Below are 20,013 nucleotides of genomic sequence, written 5' to 3'. Positions count from 1 at the left end.
CTCATTCTGGTGCTTTATGAAAATTAGAATCCCGACCTTTAAGGGGATCGTGCCTATTGCCGATTCTCGCTTGCTTGAGCCTGAAATGGCTACCGAGGCGGTAAATTGTCGTTTCGAACGCGGTAATCTAGAGCCTTACAAAGACAATACTAATTTTAATGCGAATATTCGAGCCAATACAAAGTCATTGTTTCTATACAATAACTTTTGGTTTTCATGGGCTAACGATGTAGACGCAATTCTAAGTCCGACAATTGATGACACGTTCGATAGTGTTATTTGGACGGGTGATCACCGTTACGCACAAATTGGCTATAACACCACAGTAACGGGTAATACAACACCACCAAACGCTAGCTATCGTTTGGGCAGCCCAGCACCACCGTTCCCGCTAACAATCACCAGCATTAGTAGTAATGATCAAGACGAAAGCGATACAGAGAACGATGAGACGCGCTTTTACCTATTTACAGCAGTTACAGAAGCAGGCGAAGAAGGAGCACCAAGCCCTGTTAGTAACGAAGTTACCATATTAAACCCTGACACAGCGGTAGTTAATATTTCGATCCCGTCATGGTCAACCAACTATCACAACGTAAAAAATATTCGCATTTATCGCTCGGCTACGACTCTCGAAAACTCAGCATTTTTTCTAGTTGCAGAGTTGCCTATTTCGGCCACTACTTATGCTGATTCAGCACCTTCGCCGCAATCAGTGACGTTAAGCACTATTGATTTTGATGTACCACCAGCCGATATGAAAGGTTTGACGATGATGCCAAACGGCATTGCTGTTGGCTTTATTGGCAAAACACTGTGCTTTTCAGAGCCATATTTGCCGTATGCATGGCCTGTAAAATATCGCCAAACAACAGAGCACAATATTGTAGGTATTGCCGTGACCGGTAACTCGGTGATTGTAGGTACTGAGGGCAACCCGTATATTTTCTCTGGTGTGTCACCTGACAATATTTCAAGTATTAAGCTTGAAGAAAAGCAATCTTGTGAATCAAAGCGCTCAATGGTTGATATGGGAGATTACGTTATCTATGCCAGCCCAGATGGATTAGTGGCAGCGGGCGCAAGTGGTACGCAGTTGATCACTGAGCAAATTATTCGCTATGACCAATGGCAAGCTAAGTACAAGCCGTCGACTATTCACGCAAGCCATTTCGAGGGCAAATATATTGGCTTTTATGACAATAGCGCGGGCTTTATTTTTGATCCACAAACACAAACCCTTGTTGATTTAGATTTTTACGCGCAGGCCGCACACAACGACCTCAAACAAGATCGATTGTATTTAGTTATAAATGACAACTTGGAATCGTGGTCGACTAACCATACAGACCGTGACTACCGATGGAAAAAACGTTTTGAGCTGAACGACAAAACGTTACCGGCATGTGCGCGAATTGAAACTGATGATATCGCAAATGTCCAATTTAAGCTCTACGTTGACGGCGTATTGCAAATGGATATTAGCCCACCTGATGAAACATTCTGGTTGCCGCCACTACGCGGCCAATATTTCGAAATTGAACTAACTGGTAGCGCTGTTGTGCGCGGCCTTATCTTTGCTAACGACAAGCGAGCGCTTAACTATGGTGAATAAAAAAATTAGTTACCCCGCGATTGCTCGTGGCAATACTGATCGAGCCGTCAATGCGTTAACTGAGATTTCAGAAATCCTAACTGGTGCGTCAGGTAATGGCTTAGATAAGGCCGTAACTTACCGAGATTTACAGCGAGTAGGTGTTGTTAATTTCACAACGCTTCGCAATGGCTCTATCGGCTCGGTTTATGTCCCTAATTCCAACAACGATCCTAACGTTGGTAGACCAACAAAACCAACCAACGTACAAGCTACTGGTAGTTTTTCATCGGTGCTCGTTAGCTGGGATGAACCTAAGTATTATGGCCATGCTTATGCCGAAGTTTTCCGCGCATCAACAAACGATTTAGCAACGGCGGTTAAGATTGGTGATACACGAGCTATTACCTATGCTGACTCAGTAGGAACAGATCAAGCCAACTACTATTGGGTACGTTTCGTAAATGTTAATAATTTAGCGGGAGGCTTTCACGATACAAGTGGTGTTTTTGGTGAAACCAGCAAAGATACAGCTTATTTGTTGAGTCTCTTAACAAATGAAATAACCAATACCCAGTTAGCGCAAAGCTTGCGAGACAGAATCGACTTAATCGACGAAAGCGGCACAGGCTTGGTTGATTCTGTTGCGGCTGTTAAAGCAACCCAGCAAACCTTAGATGACCAAATAAATAATGCGAGCACTGGCTTAAAACAAGCACAGACAAGCTTGTTATCCGCGCATAACTCGCTGCACGACCAAATCAACAACGCAACCACGGGCTTGTTGAAAGCGCACAATGATTTAGACAACCTCATCACAACACCGGTAACAGGGTACGGCGCTAGGTTATTAACTGTTGAAAATGCGCAAGGTGACTATGCGGTGCGCTTAAGCGTGCTTGAAAGTAGCACTCAGCCGCTACTAGATTCTTGGACTGGCTCCCAAGTTGTGCCAGCGAGTAGCAATGAATCAAGCGGTTACAGCTTAATGCTAACGTCTGATAGCGCGGGCAGTGGTACGGTAAGAATTCGCTTAAGCCTTGGTATGCAAGGCTTTTCTGCCTCATTGAACGGCACTACGTTTGCCGATAACCATATTGGCGTTAGCGATATTGAAACGTGGTATAGCTTTGATGTAGATAACATTGTAACCGGTAATAATACCATCGTAGTGTGGTCTATTGATGCCGATATGCCAGTTATAAAGCAAGTTGAATTGCGCAAAGGTGCTGGCGGTTTCTCATCGAGAATTGCAAGCCTTGAGACGGTAACAGGCACACATGCTAATCAATTGAGCACGTTATCAACGGCAAGTACAAATCACACAAATAAAATCTCTACACTTGAGACAACTACAGCAGATCAGGCGACTAAAATCACTGAACTGACAAGTAAGAACTCAACCAACGAATCGGCGATTACGTCTTTACAAAGTGCGAGTGCAAGCCAAGCGAGTAGTATTACGGCATTAACAAGCTCTGATAGTACCAATAAGTCAGATATCGCTGATTTACAGACAGTAACCGGTAGCCAAGCGACGAAATTATCTGCTTTAGAAACAAGCGACACCTCGCAAAATTCTAAAATTAGTACGTTGGAGACAACGACCGCAGGACAGGCAACAAGGCTGACTTCGTTAGAGTCTGACAATACGACTAATAAGTCTAAAATTTCAACGCTTGAAACAGCTAGTGCAAGCCAAGCAAGCAAAGTTACAGCGCTTGAAAGCACCAATGCGACACAGACAAGTAATATCAATAATTTGCTGTCAACGACGAGTTCGCAGGCAACAGCTATTACAAATCTGACTAATACTAACGGCACGCAATCAAGCCAAATTAGCACACTTCAAAGCGCAAGTAGTGAACACGCGAGTATTTTCAGTAATCTTGGTGTGACTTCTTCAAGCTCAGTAACCACATATAGCGCATTAACTCAGCTTGCTAACAACAGTGCGACTATTTTTAGTCGCCTTGGCCTAACGACTAGTTCAAGCATTAGTAAAACGTACAGCGCACTTGTGAGTTTAGCCAATGACAATGCGCAGATTTACAACGTATTAGGGCTAACGAAAAACTCAAATGTTACTCGCTATACTGATTTAGTCAGTTTAACTAACACTAGTGCAAGTAAGGTTTCTCAGCTTAGTTTACGTACTGGCGGAGTAGACCAAAGTACGAACTTGTTAACAACGGACGATTGGGAAATCGGCACAACTGGCAGTCAATCTGCTAATGACGGTTATACATGGTCGGCAAATGGCACTCATTCTGAAAACAAAATTGTTTCAGGTGTTACCCCATACGGCAAAGGGGTTTTGTGGTTCTCTGAAAGTGAGGGGGATAACAGTTCTAATGGTGGTTGGGATAAAAGTTTCGCTTGTGATTCAACAAAAAAATATCGAATTATTTGTTGGTATAAAAGAGCTGAATCAAACGATTCTGCCAATTTTGACAGTACTGGTGTTACTTATTTAGGTTGTTCAACATCAACAACAGAAAACCTTGGTGGCTCACCCAATAATAACCCTTATTTTATAACGCCATCGGGTGCGACATTAAACAATGTTGGGATAAAGCCTAATGAGTGGTTCGCTATTGTTGGGTATATATACCCTCAAGGCACAACAAGCGGCGAAGCTCTAAGCGGTTTATACAATGAAAAAGGGGATAAAGTAGCACAAGGCACTGATTACAGGATGAAAGCTAATGCAACGCTGCAAAGGATTAGAGCCTATTACTACTATGAAACAGGTTCAGGGGACAAGCAGTGGTTTGCCGAGCCTAGGGTTGATGTTATCGATGGCACTGAACCGCCTTTAAGTGAAGTTTTTAGCACAACAGTCAATGCTAGAACTGCCGCAGTTGAAGATCGTTCTAGCGTGCTTGAGACGGATATGGGTAAGGTCAAGGCAGAGCGCACAATCAAGGTTGATGCTAACGGCGTTATAGCGGGTATCGGCTTAGTTGCTGACGAAACTAGCGGCACTGGCTCAGTGCTTGTTAGGGCTGACAGGTTCGCGATATTGCCAAGCGGTTCGTCTAATCCTTCAGAAGGTGCTTTGCTACCATTTGTAATCAACAATGGCGTAACGTTCATTGATGATGCCAGAATAATTAACCTAACAGGCTCAAGTATTAAAGGTGGCGAGCTATCGGTTGATAAATTAACCGTAACCTCAAGTGCTACTGATGCGGTACTGTTGCCCGCGAATTCGTTGCATGAAACTGTATTAAGGGATGACTTTTTAAACACATTAGTAAGAATAGATCCAAGTGCTACACTGACAGGTGGTTCAAGATCTATATTTAGAGAGAACTTTACAAACACTTCTTACTATGCGGCTGGTTCTTCAAATCCAATAGCGTCTGGTGGTGCTGTTACTGAAATTAACATTGTTGTTGTTGGTGGTTCTGCAATCGTGCCATTAACTACACCGTTAACAGCTCCCTCATTCATTATCAACATAAAAAGATCTAGTAGCTTAGGTACAGAAATACTACTTAATAGAAGTGTTACCGGTACGGTAGCAAGAAGAAGTGACGGTAATACTCACTTTAGTTATATACAACTAAATGAAACATTTAATACACCACTGCCTAGTGCCGGTAGGTCTTACCAGTATTGGGTTGAGATATACAGTAAATCGGGCAGTTGGGGGAATCAAGGTGGTTCACTAATTTTTTCTGTTAATGAATTACTTGGTTCTACAGGTGGCGTTCTCGTTGATTGGGCGGGCATACAAAATAGACCAAATACTATTTCAGGCTTTGGTATTACTGATGCGTACACAAAGGCGCAAAGTGACAGCAAATATCTATTGAAATCGCAATATGACTTGGACTATCGGTACTTAACGAGCATACATGGCACAGGCGCAGTTACCACTAGCCAGTTTATTGCGGCACTTACTGCTCACGGCGCGTTTAATGTTCGTTATTGGGTTGCTAAAGCGTCATGGAGTTATGCAGGTCATGGTTATATTAGTGATACAGGTGTTGGCAATATTGACCTAGCGGGCGTTACGATTGAGGTAATTAACTCGTCATCGTCAGTTTATATGGTGAGGGTGACAACTTCACCGTCGGCAAGTGGACACAATGGTAAGACAAATAGTGTTTTTATCTATCGTAACCACGGCTCGACCTATGCACCAAATTGGACGTTAGAATACAATCACCGAAATTTTGGTAAAACGCAAATTGATGCGTTAGGCATTCATGCCTCAAGCGCAAATACGGCAACGAATGCAACTAATGCTACCAATGCGACTAATGCGACGAACGCAACCAATGCCAACAATGCAAATACGGCAAACTGGGCTGACCAAGTAGACGTTAATACTTCAAATTCTACTAGTTATTACAACATTCTGTGGCACTCAGGCGACACTGTTTACGGCGCAAATGGTAAGTTTAGACTACAGCCATCTTCGGGCAATGTGATAGCTAACGGTGTTATCACTTGTGCAAACTTGACCTCTACCTCAGATCGCCGTGTTAAAACGGATATTCGAGTTATTGAGAAAGCCAGTTTCATTCGTGATGCGCTGAACGGCTGTTACTTCAAACGCAAAGATTTAGGCATGATGGACGATGCCGGTCTAATTGCGCAAGAAGTTCAAGCGGCATTTCCCGAAGCGGTAAGACTTGTCGAGGATGATGAGTTAGGCGAAAAGTTAACGTTATCGCCGTTACCCTTAATTGGCTTGTTGCTAGAAGCATCCAAGGATGACCGCAAAATCATTGATCAACAATCGCAAGCGATAGCCAAGTTAGAGGCGAAGCTAGCGACTCTTGAGGCGAAGCTAGAGGTAGTGCTCAATGGCTAATCATGCAGTAAGCTTTAGTACTCAGCGATTTTTTGAATTTCCTGAGATTGACGAAAGAGTAATACGACACAGTGGTACTAGTAGCAGTAACAGAAAGGTTATTGCTATTGGTGACACGGTAACGTTTCGCTATGCCTTTGGCGTACAAACGTCAACTAGGGTAACTATTAGCGGGTTTGATAGTGATCTATGGACTAATACAAGTCCCGTCTCGTTAGGTGTCGGTGAAAGTGTTACTAAAACGATACGATCGGGGGCTTCACTTAGAAGTGATGCCGTATTTTTTTCAGCAAGTGGTTTCACTGGTGATGCGTTTTATTTCACTGTTGTAAGTGGCGCAGATACAACACCGGACGGCTTTAGTTTTAACGATTTAGTTCAAGTTTCACCAAATCAAACCTACACGTCTAATCTGATTAGGATTTCAGGTATTAATACACCGGTTGCCGCGTCTATTAATAATGGCGGCTCGATGAGTGTCAATGGTGGAAGTTATCGTACATCGGCGACTATCGTTAATGGTGATTCTATCAGAATACGGAGAACGTCAGGCGGTTATGGTGCAAGGGTGAGTACTACGATTACTGTTGGGGGTGTTTCTGATACTTGGTACATCACGACTAAAGCGTCCCCAGATCAGGGGCAAATTATTCCGTTCCCGATAACAAGCCTACCAATAAATTTTAACGCGATTAAACAATTCTTTGGTGGCAATGGTAGCCTAAACGATTATCGACGAGGCGGCACTTATGTACCGGATATTTCGCAAAACAGCAGAATTCCAACGGGTGTACCGCTCGATATGCACGACTTTCTAGGTTCTGCTACATCGTTCTATTTTACGAAAAACCCAACAAGTAGGTTTGCGTTTGAAAATACTTTTTATTCGGGACGAAATATCCAGTTAATTTGGAACTTTGGTATTGATTGGGCGTTTGGTTATGCAAACATAGGTAGTAGCGTTGAGCATCGTTATACACTAGTCCAAACCACAGGATCAGGCTTGACTCTTAGTCCATCTTCGGCAGGTAGCTTTTCAACATCAAACAACTATGTTTCAGTTAGTCGTAATTTTAATCAGAAAGAGGCAGGGACATTTATTGGCTATATTCGGATTGAAGCTAGGCACAAGGATTACCCAAGCCGAGTATTAACACAAAACGTTTCATATAACATCGAAGCTTATTCAGAACCGTAATTGGCTAATAAATCAGTTTTAAGATAGTATATTTACTATCCGACAAACCCGCATTTTTGCGGGTTTTTTATTGCCCTTTTCATAGCCTCGCACTCGCGGGGCTTTTTTGTATCTATGAATAAATTTCAACCCTTTGTTGGTGAGTTAACCAAACTCGCCAAGGCTACTGGCGTGCCTGATTTAATTGAGCAACTTAAAACAGCTCAAGAAAAAGGCGAGGCAATTATTTACTCAGAACCACATATCGGCTTTTTAGCGGTGAAACCAACGTTTCGCGATGACGAGTTAGTGCTTTTTGTTTGGGTAGGTATTAGTCGCATGACCAATGGCCTTAAGCACGGTGTACGAATGTGTCAGCAAATGGCCAGCGAAACAGCATGTAAAGCGGTTGAATTTGAGACTAGTCGAAAAGGCTTTAAACGCATTGCTGGGCGAATGGGATTTATCCCAAAAGCTCGGCGCAATCAATTCATTACCTACAGAAAAGAGGTGAACAATGGGCGGTGGTGGCGGTAGCAATCGACTAGAAGAAACCGAAGAACAACGCGCAAGTGCTCGCGTAGCGATGCAGCGTTGGAACGACTATCAAACTTTATTTAGACCATACGAAACCGAGTATTTCGGGCGTGTTGAACGCCTAGGCTCAGAAACAGCCATGAATGATGTTAGACGGCTGGCGACTAACTCGGTTACATCACAATTCAACGGCGGCATTAATCAGGCTGCTAGTTCAATGGCCGCAAGTAACATCAACCCTAATAGCGGCTTATTTCAACAAGAGATTGGCAGACTAGAGCAGCAAAAAGCAAAAGCGCGCGCCGACTCTGTAAATCGTTCTCAAATTGCTCAGCAAGATCGCTTTGTTTCTGGCTTACAGTCAATCGCACAAATGGGACAAGGCCAAGCGGTAGATTCTATTGCTGGCCTCGGTGATGTTGCTCGTTCGGCAAATAACTATGCGAATAGTTCTGCGAGCAATGCGTTACAACGTTCAACAGGCAGAAATCAGGTGCTTGGTTCAGCGATAGGCGCAGGGCTTAACTATTCATTAAATAACGACGATGGTGGTAATTAATTATGTCTGACTATTTTAGAGCGGTCAGAGAGGTTGCCCAACAAAACCAGTACAACACCTACGGGTATGTTAATCCAAATGACGAGCATTATGCGTCAAGAACTTACGCCAATTTAATCAATCGTCAATATGCTGATTATCGGTCGAGATTTCTACCATACGAACGTCGATTAATGGAATTAGCAGACTCAACACAGTTGCTTGATGAGCAGTTATCAAGAGTTACTACCAACGTTAATCAGGCATACAACGACTCAAGCTTGCAACAACGCATGATGAATGAACGCTACGGCTTAACACAGACTTATGATGTTGCTCGTAATACGTCTCGTCATAACGATGTTAACCGCGCCTTGTCTATGGCTCATGCCAAAAATAATACCCGTATCGCTGACTCTGATCGTCGAAATGACGTTTTAACAGGAGCGAGCACTTCACAACAAACATTTACGAATCGAGCAGGGGGCTAAATGTCTTATAGCATCTTACAAGCTGGTCAACGCACGAAGGATCAGGCGATTTCAGGTTTTAGACAAAGTGCTCAAGCAGAGCAACAACGCAACATTGCGAACGACAGAATCGAGTTAGCCGAAGAACAGGCCGACAATACTACTAAGGCAACAGGTGCCTCGTTAGGTTTAGCGCATGGCTTAAAAACAGTTAACACCGCTGGCTCATTGGCTAATACGGTAGGTACGTCTGTCGCTGGCACTAGCGCCACTGGCGCAGCCGGTTCAACAGCCGCCGGTCTTGGCTCAGCGGGAGCGGGAGCGGGCGCAGCAGGCGCAACTGGTGCGGCAACAGCAGGTACTACAGCAGCGACAGCAGGCACAGCAACAGCAGGTACAGCGGCAGCGGGTACTGCTACCGCAGGTGCAGGCGCGGCTGGTGCAGGCACTACGGCGGGATTAGGCGCATCATTAGCGGGTGGCCTCGCTACGGCGGGCGTTGGTTTATTGGCGGCTTGGGCTTTAGCGGAGATTTTATAATGAGCAGAGGACTAGTAGAAGGTTTTCAAGCGGGCTGGGGCATGATGAACCAGCACAATCAACAACAAGAAAATAAGCGCCGCTATGATCAACAAGTAGCACTTGAGCAACAGCGATACGATGACCAAAAAATGCAACGTGACGAGATTCACAATGCAAATATGGCCAACTCTGCGCTACAGCGTCAAGCGTTGCAGCACGAAGTTGATAACTTGCAGACTAATAGCGCATTGAACCAACAAGTGAAAAAAGCTCAGATTGACTCAGTTAATACCGGCACAGCGAGTCGCCAGTTCAAGCTAAACTCGGCTAAAGAAGCTAAAAAGAAAGCCAGTTTGCAAGAGCGTTTAGCCATTGCACTGCAACAAGAAGGTGAAAGACCAGGCACTGTTTCAAATCTTATTCAAAGCAAAGACTTTGATAGCTCTAACATGGTTATGCTACGTGATAGAGACGGCAGGCAGCAGGCTAAGACACTACAGCAAGGCATTGATCACGGCTTGCGAACAGGCGACTTTAGTGGTGCCGTTGGTTCATACAATAAGCTATTTAAGCGTAACTTGAATCGAGCGGTAGGCAGTAAGAGCCGAGACGGTAGCAAAATTCGCGATGTTGAAGTGGTAGGATTTGAGGGGGGTTTTGGCAACCAAGGCCGTATTCGCGTGAAAGTGACCACCGAAAAAGGCGCTTATGACAGCTATGTTTCTGAGCTACGAAGTGCAGATCCGAACGACAAAGTTAAGTTTTTCTCAGGTGAAGAAATATTTAGACAAGCGACTTCAATGGGGATGCTTGCTGATGTGATTGAACAAAGCGGCATTCCTCAAACTGAGGCGGTTAATTCTGCTCGCTATATGTCTGCATTGAACCCGCAACAAAACAATGTTCCTTCTGAAACTCAAAACGTTCGCAATCAAGCTCGTGCTATGGGTTTGAGTGAGGGCGAGGTCTGGGCATTAAGAAGTATGGCCAGACAAGATCCACAGCGTTATCAATTAGCACGTACTAATTTAATCATGGACAGATTAAACAATGATACCGCTTACATTTCAGCAGAAACGCCGCAAGAAAAGCAGGCTATCGAGCAACAAGCAATTGCGACTGTTGACCGTTTATTGCTTGGCCAAGGCAATCAGCCTCAACAAGCACCGGCACAAGGCGCTAACCCGCAACAAGCACAATTGCTACAACAACTATTAGCGGCGCAAGCTCAACAACGCTCACAGTAAGGTTTTGTATGGATAATCAAAAAAATCCGTTTGCAAATTACGACTTATCTAACCCGCACGAGTTCTATCGTGCGGCAAAAGATATCGGCTTAAGTGACGATTTTTTGCAACAAAATGCACCTGAAATCATTCCAGCGCAAGGTGACTCTTATTCGGCGCAATTAGTCGACTCTGGGCTTGATACACTAGGTAGTATTTCTCGTTTTGCTGGTAGCGCTCTTGATGGCTTGAACAATGTTAATGCAGAACTTAAGCGTTTTGTTTCCAGTAATATTGTTGGTGAAGATACGGCAAATCATGATGTTGATCTATATCGTGATAGGTTAGTGGATTCTGTTAGTGATGGTGCTAAGTCAGCAGGACGAGGCTTGCGAGACGCATTGGAAACTACCGCTACAGGTAGCCCAGATTCAATAAGTGATGCGTATAAGCACGGCGATACCTTTGATGTACTAAGAGAAGCAGGTCAGTTTATCGCAAGTGCGGGTGCTGATAGCCTGCCTGTAATGGCTGGCTTAATTGCTGCACCGGTGCCGACTTATGCCGGTATCACTCAGGATTTTGCAGAAAACAGAGCGGCTAATGATGGTCGTAGTGCAGAAAACCCAAGCCTGTCTGATTTCGCAGTTGCAGCCCCGACAGCGGGCGTTGTTGCTGCACTAGAACGTTTTGGTGCTGGCAATGTATTAAAACCATTTTTAGGCACAAGCGGCAAAGCGTCAGGTTATGCGGCTACTGATGCGTTAGGTGATATCACGGGCGCTTCTGTTGCAAATGCAATTAAAGAAACTGGCAAGAATGCTGGTAGAGCCGCAGTGATTGAAGGTGCGACAGAATTTAGTCAACAATTGGTTCAAGATGCAGGCGAGCAAATAGGCACTGAACGAGGCTATGATTTCGCTGATTCTGTTGAGGGCGGCTTATGGTCAGCGTTGGCCGGTGCTGGTGTTGGTGGTGGTTTACGTGGTTCTGCGGCACCAGTTGATTACTATCGCGCGAAGAAAACACTAGACGAATATCAAGGCGATAATATTGATTTGCTTGCCAGCGATGAGGCTTTTTTGTCTGGCAAGTCAGTTATTGCGCAAGATCAGGCGGCGTTTGCCAACCCAGAAATAGCGCCAAACATCGAACAGCAGCAACAGCCTATTGAAGTTGCTCAGCAAGACTACAGCTTTCAACAGCCATCGTCGCTCGATAGCGTCAATGAGCTAACTTATGATTTTGCCGACAAAGTTGAGTTAAGCCCAGAACAGGCAAGGCGCGAGCACAATCAAGAGCAAGTAAACCAGTTCAACCAACAATTTGCTGAAAACCAAGCAGCCGAAAACGCTTACCAAAATGAAATTGAAAGCAATACGTTATTGAATACGCGAGAGCGTATTAGGCCAGCCAGTAAAGCCGAGAGAATCGAGAATCAACTCGAAGATCAACGCGTTCTATTGCCTCGTGCTGAGCGTTCACGTATTAAAAACCAAGAGCAATCGCCACTACAAGCATTTAGCGAACAAGACAATTACGTACCAAATAACGCAATTGCTGAGCAATTAAAGCCTCAACTAAAAGCTAAAAGCGATAAGCCTACGGACAATAAATACGACATTGCTTATAACTTGCCAAAAAACACGGTAGTCGGCACCCCTCAAGATGTTGTCGAACTTGCCAAGCCTAAGAACCGCATTAAGCAAAAAAAGATAAGGTTGTCTGTTGTTCAGGGCAAAGAAGCGAAACGTTTAACAGAGCTTACAGGCGTTAATTTAGACGGCTATAAACACGTTGTTGATACGTCAGGCATTCGTCACGCATTCAAGCATCACGGCGATGCAATGGCCGAGAGTAAACGCGGTCAAATTGCGATTAAAGAGTCTGACTTTTCTAAGATCAGCGAAATTATCTCTAACCCCGATAAGGTTGAATTATCTGGTAAAGATAAATTAGGCAATGATCTGATTAAATATCAAAAGCAAGTTGATGATGGAACAACGTATTATGTTGAAGAAATCAGAACGGGAAGGAAAGAGCTTGTACTTAAATCGATGTGGCGGGCGCGTACTGCGAGCGTATACCAGCAAAAAAGCTCTCCACCTCTAACGTCCGAAACGTCTCAGCAGCAAGCCGCCACGGACAAAAGTATAGCACAAAATACGGGTAACAAATCAACAGATGACGATACTCGCTTTAGTGTTGCCAGTGATGCGGGGTTAAGGATTAATAAATCAATCACGCCCACTAATTCTAACGCTAGTGTCTCTACCGGCAATAACGGCACCACCATCACTAAGGCCGATGCTAGTAAGGTTGTTGATCGTGTTGTCCGTGGTTGGTCTGGCGGCTCTGCGCGCAAGAACGATTTTGTTGTAGCGTCTAATTTTAATGATCTTCCTGATGCCATTAAAAATGCAGCCAAGCGACAAAAGGCCGAAGGTCAGGTAAGGGGCGTATTCCATAACGGTAAAACCTATTTAGTAGCGGATCAACTCGGTTCACCAAAAGAGGCTGAGCAAGTTATTTTCCATGAAACCTACGGGCATCATGGTATACGCAAGGTATTTGGTCAAGAATTACCTAAGAAATTAAACCAATTACATGCGGCTATCGGCGGCAATAACGGCGTTCAACGCATTACTAAAAAGCACAATATCGACCTGTCTCAATACCAAGACGGCTTAAAAGATTCTGGTTACTCACCGGAAACTCAACAGCAGATTATGGTTGATGAATTATTGGCTCACCTTGCACAAGACAATAAGCCGTCTGTTAAACGATTGGTTAAAGAGGTGCTAGGCACTATTCGCCAAGGGCTTAAAAAGCTTGGATTAGTGCAGCTCAATAAGGTGTCTGATAATGAGCTTTTTGCAATATTACGTGATGCAAGAAAAGCCGTGCAGCAAGGCAAAGGCTCTACCGGTAATAGTGATATTCGCTTTTCGCTGGCTTCTGATACCCGCAAGGCCGTGGCAAAGAAAGTCGTTAGACCTGTTGCTCAAGCGTTTGACAGTAAATATGGCTTATATGCTCGTATGACAGATCAGATTGTCGAGTCGAAACGCGATTTATTCATGGACGGCGACAAGTCTTTACTCGATAGTTTTTCAGACAACATTCAGCGCATGCAGGCATATCGCAATAACTTGCTGAGTAAGGCCGAAAAGCAAATTGAGGAAAAGTGGGATTTACTCGATCCGCAAACTTCTCAACGTTTATCAAACGTGATGCTTGAGGCAACTATGCAGCGGGTAGACGCGGCGAAAGCGTTTAAGGTACAGCCTATTGTTGAAAACTTGACTCAACAAATTGATGACGGCAACAAAGAAATTGCTACGTTAAACGCTAAAGAAAAGCTTAGCGTTAAAGAGCGTGCGCAGCTAACACGACTTAAAGATGAAGTTGCAGATAGCGAGCACGAACTTGGCAAACTGCGAAATGTCCACACGAAGCTAGCGAAGGATTTCGCGGCTTTGGGCAAAAAAGGTCAAGACCAATATATTGCGGTACGCGATTTTTATGTCGATTTGTGGCAAGAGCAGCATGAGGCGTTGCAACAACGCATCGATGAGTTAGGCTTAGACAAGCGCAACAAAGCGAAAGCATTGACACAAGTTGACGAAATGTTTTTACGTGCGTCAGAGCAAGGGGTTTATTTCCCGTTGGCTCGCTTTGGTGATTACGTTGTAATCGCTAAAGACAAAGATACTGGCAAAGTCGTTGCTCGTTATCAGTACGCTTCAAAGAAAGAGGCACGAGCAGCCGAGGCCAAGTTACGCAAAGAGCAACCCGATTTGCTTGTATTGCGTGATCTTGTCTCAGAAACCGGTGGCAAAAGTAATAACATTTCTGAGTATGCTAAAACGCTTATTAGTAAAATCGAAAAGCTATCAGATGAGCATTACGACAAACGGCATCAAGAAGATGCTGCGCAGGTGGTGCCAACTGATACCGCCTACGATTTATACGGATTAATCCCTGATACTGAGGTTATGGATCTGATTTATCAGACCATGTTGCGCTCGTTGCCCGCTAACTCGGCTGGTAAACAGCTAATACACCGAAAGTATATTAAGGGTGCTAGTTCTGACCAGCGCAGAGCATTTGCTCATACGGCTTTTCACACGGCAATTAAAATTTCTCGCATTAAGTACGATCATAAAGTATCAAAAGCTATTTCAGATATGGACGCTTTGGTTAGTGAGGACACTTATTCGCAAGAAAATAAAGAGCAAGCCCGTGTGATTGTTGACCATGTGCGTAAAATCCACGACTCAAATATGAATCCGAACGGCAGCCGTTTCGCTAGTGCTATGGTTACTGGGGCGTTCATGATGCACCTTGCGGTGAGTCCTGCGGCTGGTTTAATCAATATGTCGCAAACCTTCCTTATCGGCATCCCTTGGTTAGGCTCGCGCTATGGTATTGGCCGCACTATGTCAGAGATTGGTAAGTTAAGTGCTGATTTTGGTAAACAGGCTTGGAATAACAAAAGCGGTTTTAGCTGGAAAAAGGCGGTACAGGCTGACGCTTGGGTTTCATTGGTTGATAGCCCTAAATTAAGTGACAACTATAAGCAGTTGCTTAAAGAGCTACACACTGACGGCACAATTGAAATTACCCAAATGCAGGCTATGGCTCAGTTGGCCGAAACCGATATGAGAGAGAAAGCCACGTATAGTCGTAACACGATAAAGGCCATTCGTGGTGCTGGCTCGGTATTTCATAACGCCGAAATATTTAACCGTGAAGTTGTCGCCTTAGCCGCCATGAAGTTATATGCCGAGGATTACGGCAAGTCTAACAATGGTAAGCAGCCGACTAACGAGCAGATGAAAGTTGTTGCTCAACGCGCAGTGCGTGCGATTCACTTTGATTATTCATCGGAAAATCGCGCCTATGGTATGCGTGGTAACGTCCAGAAAATGCTGTTCGTTTTTAAAACCTACTCGCAGAACATTATTAATTTGTTGCTCAAGGATTTTGCTAGAGCAATTGATGGTTCAACAAAACAAGAGCGCAGACAACATGCCAAAGAGTTAACCGGCATTTTAACAGCGCACTTTATGGCGGGCGGTTTATTAGCCTTGCCGTTGATTGGTGTTTTGTCTGAGGTGACGAATACCGTGCTCAATGCGATAAGTGATGATGACGAGCACGATGTTATTGCAGAAATGAGAACGGCAATACATGAGATAAGCCCGCCACTCGAAGGTGTGCTATTCCGTGGCTCGGTTAATACGGCACTTGGCATCGATTTATCAAACCGTATTAAACTTGATGGTCTGTTATGGCGTTCACCATCGCGTGAAATGCAAGGACAGGAAAAAACATGGCATTACATCGAGGAAACATTCGGCGCGGTGTTTGGTACTTGGTTAAAAGTCATTCGCGGGATTGATACTTTTGGCAAAGGTATAGCCGAGGATGATAGCCATAAAACTATCAAGGGTTTTACTACTGCGGTGCCTAAGTTTATTGCCGATCCATCTAAGGCCATTTATCGCATGTTCGAGGGTGAAAAGAACTTTCGCGGTGATGAGTTAATGGCGCGCGAGGAATTCATTAACAGAAACGTTTGGCGTTCTGTTGCTCAAAGTATGGGTTTCTCACCAGCGAAGTTGACTGATATTTACGACCGTAATAACGCTATATCTAGTCTTGATAAGCGTCTAGGTAGTAAGCGACAAGTGCTTATCACTAAGATCATCAATGCGATGAGAAAAAACCGTAATACTCGTGAACTCTGGGAAGAAGCGAGCGAGTTTAGTTCACAATATCCTGAGTACAGAATTACACCAAAACAAGTGATGCGAAGTTACAGAGCCAAGGCAAAACGTGGCGCTCAGACTGACGAAGGTTTGTATAAGCCTCGTACCAAATCACAGACTTTTGAAAAATATCAGTACTAAAAAGTGTACTAAATGTGTTATGCTCTGATTTAACAAAAAGCAGCAATCAGGGCATGACACATGAAAATTACGGAATCACGGCTAAACAAACTTTGGCAAAAAGAAGGGAAGGGTTGCACAATTGGCGATGGCAACGGCTTAACTGTTGTAGTATCGCCGAAGGGAAAAATAATTTTTTCATTGCGGTTCAAATGGATTGATTCACCGGCAAAAATGAAGCTTGGCACTTACCCAGCATATTCGCTAGACGAGGCGAGAGCCGACACGTTGCAGTACAAGCGAATGCTTGAGCAAGGCCAAGATCCAAGGCAACACAAGAAACTTAAAATAAGAGAAAATCAAACGGCATTTACCGTTAAAGACGGCTTGCAGTATTGGTTGGATAACTACGCCAAGAAAAATAGAAAGTCTGATTTTGATAAACTAGCGCCACTTTTTGAGCGTTATGTTTATAGGCATGTTGGTAACTTGCCGCTTGAAAAGACTACTATGCAAGATTGGGATCAGGTGTTTGATAACCCAGCATTAGTAAAGCATCCGGTACAGGCTGGTCGCTTGCTCGGCATACTGCAAACGGCTTTGCGTTTTGTTAATAAAAAGCATAAAGGTGAATGCTTGGTTTTAGAGTCTTTGAAAGTTAACGATGTTGGTAAGCATCCTGAAAAGTGCGACCGCTACTTACTCGATCACGAACTGGGCTTGTTATGGCGTTTTGTTAATGAAGATACAACGCTAGCGCTTCACAACAATAAGCGTCCTATGGGGCGCAGAAACCTTTTAATCACAAAGCTAATTATTGCCTTTGGCGATAGAACTGGCGAGTTGAGAACAGCGCAAAAAACCGATTTTGATTTAATGAACGGCATTTGGTCGGTGCCAGATTCAAAGAATAAATCGACGATTATCAGACCTATTCATGAGAGCTTAAAGCCAGATATACAGGCGCTTATAGACTTGTACCCCGACACGGGTACACTCATTCCACCGTCAGATAAACCGCACTCTAGAGAGCCAGTTAGCGGTCAATCGCTAGTGGGAATACCGGTAACAATCAACAAGCGTTTATGTCTCGATAAGTGGAACATGCACGACTTGCGCCGCACCATTGATACGCACATGGCCAAACTCGGTATCGACGATGTTGTGACAGAGAAAATACTAGGGCATAAGCTAAAAGGTATTAAAGGCAACTATCAGAAACATGATTACATTGCTGAGCAGCTTGAGGCTTACAATACTTGGATAAACTATCTTGATGGTTTGTGGCAACAGAATATAGACGGTAACGGCAAGCAATAGGGCTTGTTCATCCGTTTTGGTGCTAACTGACGGGTTAGCCGCGCTCACTGCGAAAGTGTGGGCATTGATAATGTTATATCCCTAATCCGTGATGGTTGAGAACGTGCGCGGTCACGTTGAACCGGAGAGATCCGCAAATTATTTAAAGCGTGACGGTTTTTAGCGTTGCGCACTTATATTGTGTTGATAATATAGGTCTTGAGTTTCGCTTTTCATTGAACTCCTCTTGTTTTAAATAATTAAAAAAATGCAAAAACCCCAGTGGCCAAACTGGGGTTTTTTATTGGGTGATTAAAATGTTTAAAGACTTTTTAGAAGCTATCTTGTTTTATATCCCACATTTTGTGACTGACCGTGTGGCGTTGGCCTACGACGAAAAAAAACGGCTTTACGTTTATTGTCTTGAAGAAGAAGTGCAGAGCAGCGACAAAAAATACATTGCTTATTATGGCACCTGTAAATCTATAGCTTTTTTGGGTATTGGTTACGGCGGTGTTGTGACATTAGATAAAAAAAGCCCCAGCAATCGCTAGGGCTTTTTGTTATGCGGCAACCATAGTTACAGGTGGCTTATACATGTTTCCTAGTGACCTAGGGTTGAGGTGTGTATAGCGTTGCAATGTTTTCCAGTTAGTGTGGCCAGTAATAGACGCTACTTGCTGGATTTCCCAGCCTTGTTCAAAGAGTCGGCTTGTACCTTCGTGCCGTAAATCATGAAATCTTAAATCATCAATATTTAGTCGCTCGCACAATCGGTCAAATCCTTGAGACAACGATTTAGGATCAGAACAACCAAAAAGTAACTCGTCGGGTTCTACATGTTTCGCGAAGCTTTCAAATATTTCAACGGCTCTTGGCGATATAGGAATGACGCGACCAGCTTTTCGTTGTTTGCGGTCTGTCTTGGTTTTATGAATTTCTAATATATTGCCGTGTAAGTCAGCAGGAACTAAGCGCGCAATCTCGCCGCGCCTCATAGCCGTCTCAACGGCAAATTCAGCGATTAAACTGTACTTGCTTTGGCCATCGAACAACAACTGATTTTCGAGCATAGTTGTTCTACGTTCCCTAACACCTTCCTTTCTGTCATATTCAGGGTTAAGAATGTCAAATTTCTTAATTCCGTCAGTAATCGCGTTTCCGTGTACGTTTATTCCCCAACCAACGCAAGAAGTTTTTAAGACGTTTTGTATTAATTGTAAGTCTTTGTTTACAGTGTCCCAAGCCACGCCCTCGATAAATAGACGATGACTGATAAAGCCACATATAAAATCGAAATTAATTTGGTCTAAGGTGTAACCCGATTCTTGAGCGTGATCGTAGAGGTCTGCTCGTGTTGTGAAAAATTCTATTGGTATGCCGGTCATTGCCGCACGAATAACGCGAACCTTTGATAGGTCGCGGCTGTTATCTTCTTTTTTCGATAGAATTTCGTCGCGATACCTAACTAGTAACTCGTCAAAATAAATTTGCGTTGCCGCAGACATATCGATATGAGCACCTAACGTTAGTTCGGCCTCTTTTTTCTCAACCCACTGTTCAGCAGCTTTTTTGTTTTCTTCAAAAGTAGGGTGTTCGCCGAAAGTTTTTACTAAAGGTTTTTCGAGTGATTTGTGCTTAATAGTTGCACGGGCGGATCTATTCCGCTTGATTATGCTTGCCATGTTATTGCCTTTGATTTTTGTTAGAATCAACGCAAGTATACATAAACGAACGAGTACAGCAAGGCTACAAATCGTCACGCAACCCTTTAAAATCAAGCACCCCACCCACACTTACAAGGCGGGGGTCACTGGTTCAAGCCCAGTATCGTCCACCATTATTTTATTGTTAATAATCAATATCTTAGATGGCAAAGTGTTTAAAAACCTTGCTTATTTCTCTGTGCTTTTATTACTCAA

Annotated in this window: 13 protein-coding genes; 12 read left to right on the top strand and 1 reads right to left on the bottom strand. The window is 43.9% G+C overall.

Going from position 1 to position 20,013, the window contains the following annotated elements:
• The first annotated feature begins 16 nt into the window (after positions 1-16).
• The 11 genes from J7384_RS17035 to J7384_RS16985 all read left to right on the top strand — a co-directional run bounded on the left by J7384_RS17035 (position 17) and on the right by J7384_RS16985 (position 18,645).
• Positions 17-1,615, top strand: coding sequence for a hypothetical protein (locus J7384_RS17035; RefSeq protein WP_209115746.1), 1,599 nt, complete (start codon positions 17-19; stop codon positions 1,613-1,615).
• Positions 1,605-6,425, top strand: coding sequence for a tail fiber domain-containing protein (locus J7384_RS17030; RefSeq protein WP_209115745.1), 4,821 nt, complete (start codon positions 1,605-1,607; stop codon positions 6,423-6,425). Before J7384_RS17035 ends, J7384_RS17030 begins: the two co-directional genes overlap by 11 nt.
• Positions 6,418-7,623 carry a hypothetical protein gene (locus J7384_RS17025; RefSeq protein ID WP_209115744.1) on the top strand — a complete coding sequence of 402 codons (1,206 nt, stop codon included), beginning with the start codon at positions 6,418-6,420 and terminating at the stop codon, positions 7,621-7,623. Before J7384_RS17030 ends, J7384_RS17025 begins: the two co-directional genes overlap by 8 nt.
• Before the next feature lie 114 nt (positions 7,624-7,737).
• Complete coding sequence (locus J7384_RS17020) at positions 7,738-8,139, top strand: hypothetical protein (RefSeq protein ID WP_209115743.1); 402 nt, start codon at positions 7,738-7,740, stop codon at positions 8,137-8,139.
• On the top strand, positions 8,120-8,698 hold the full coding sequence (locus J7384_RS17015) for a hypothetical protein (protein WP_209115742.1): 579 nt from the start codon (positions 8,120-8,122) through the stop codon (positions 8,696-8,698). Before J7384_RS17020 ends, J7384_RS17015 begins: the two co-directional genes overlap by 20 nt.
• Before the next feature lie 2 nt (positions 8,699-8,700).
• Positions 8,701-9,168: a hypothetical protein gene (locus J7384_RS17010; RefSeq protein ID WP_209115741.1), complete on the top strand. Its 468-nt coding sequence runs from the start codon at positions 8,701-8,703 to the stop codon at positions 9,166-9,168.
• Positions 9,169-9,687 carry a hypothetical protein gene (locus J7384_RS17005; RefSeq protein WP_209115740.1) on the top strand — a complete coding sequence of 173 codons (519 nt, stop codon included), beginning with the start codon at positions 9,169-9,171 and terminating at the stop codon, positions 9,685-9,687.
• A complete protein-coding gene (locus J7384_RS17000) occupies positions 9,687-10,916 on the top strand; it encodes a hypothetical protein (RefSeq protein WP_209115739.1) in 1,230 nt (409 codons plus the stop codon). Before J7384_RS17005 ends, J7384_RS17000 begins: the two co-directional genes overlap by 1 nt.
• Before the next feature lie 8 nt (positions 10,917-10,924).
• Positions 10,925-16,813 carry a PLxRFG domain-containing protein gene (locus J7384_RS16995; protein WP_209115738.1) on the top strand — a complete coding sequence of 1,963 codons (5,889 nt, stop codon included), beginning with the start codon at positions 10,925-10,927 and terminating at the stop codon, positions 16,811-16,813.
• Between the two features lie 60 nt (positions 16,814-16,873).
• Positions 16,874-18,112: an integrase family protein gene (locus J7384_RS16990; protein WP_209115737.1), complete on the top strand. Its 1,239-nt coding sequence runs from the start codon at positions 16,874-16,876 to the stop codon at positions 18,110-18,112.
• 296 nt (positions 18,113-18,408) lie between these two features.
• Positions 18,409-18,645, top strand: a complete 237-nt coding sequence (locus J7384_RS16985; protein ID WP_209115736.1) for a hypothetical protein — start codon at positions 18,409-18,411, stop codon at positions 18,643-18,645.
• A 9-nt stretch (positions 18,646-18,654) separates the two neighbouring features.
• Here the strand turns inward: J7384_RS16985 and J7384_RS16980 are convergent, their stop codons facing one another.
• The gene (locus tag J7384_RS16980; RefSeq protein ID WP_209115735.1) at positions 18,655-19,776 is read right to left on the bottom strand and encodes a site-specific integrase; all 1,122 of its coding nucleotides are present in this window, start codon (positions 19,774-19,776) and stop codon (positions 18,655-18,657) included.
• Between J7384_RS16980 and J7384_RS16975 the strand changes: the two genes are divergently transcribed.
• On the top strand, positions 19,766-20,013 hold a 248-nt coding region (locus J7384_RS16975; RefSeq protein WP_209115734.1), incomplete at its 3' end, for a hypothetical protein. The genes J7384_RS16980 and J7384_RS16975 overlap by 11 nt on opposite strands.

This window comes from Endozoicomonas sp. G2_1 (genome assembly GCF_017744155.1).
GTDB lineage: Bacteria > Pseudomonadota > Gammaproteobacteria > Enterobacterales > Alteromonadaceae > JAGHQT01.
The sequence above is the reverse complement of the archived record's forward strand: the minus strand, read 5'-3'. Positions and strand labels throughout refer to the sequence as shown.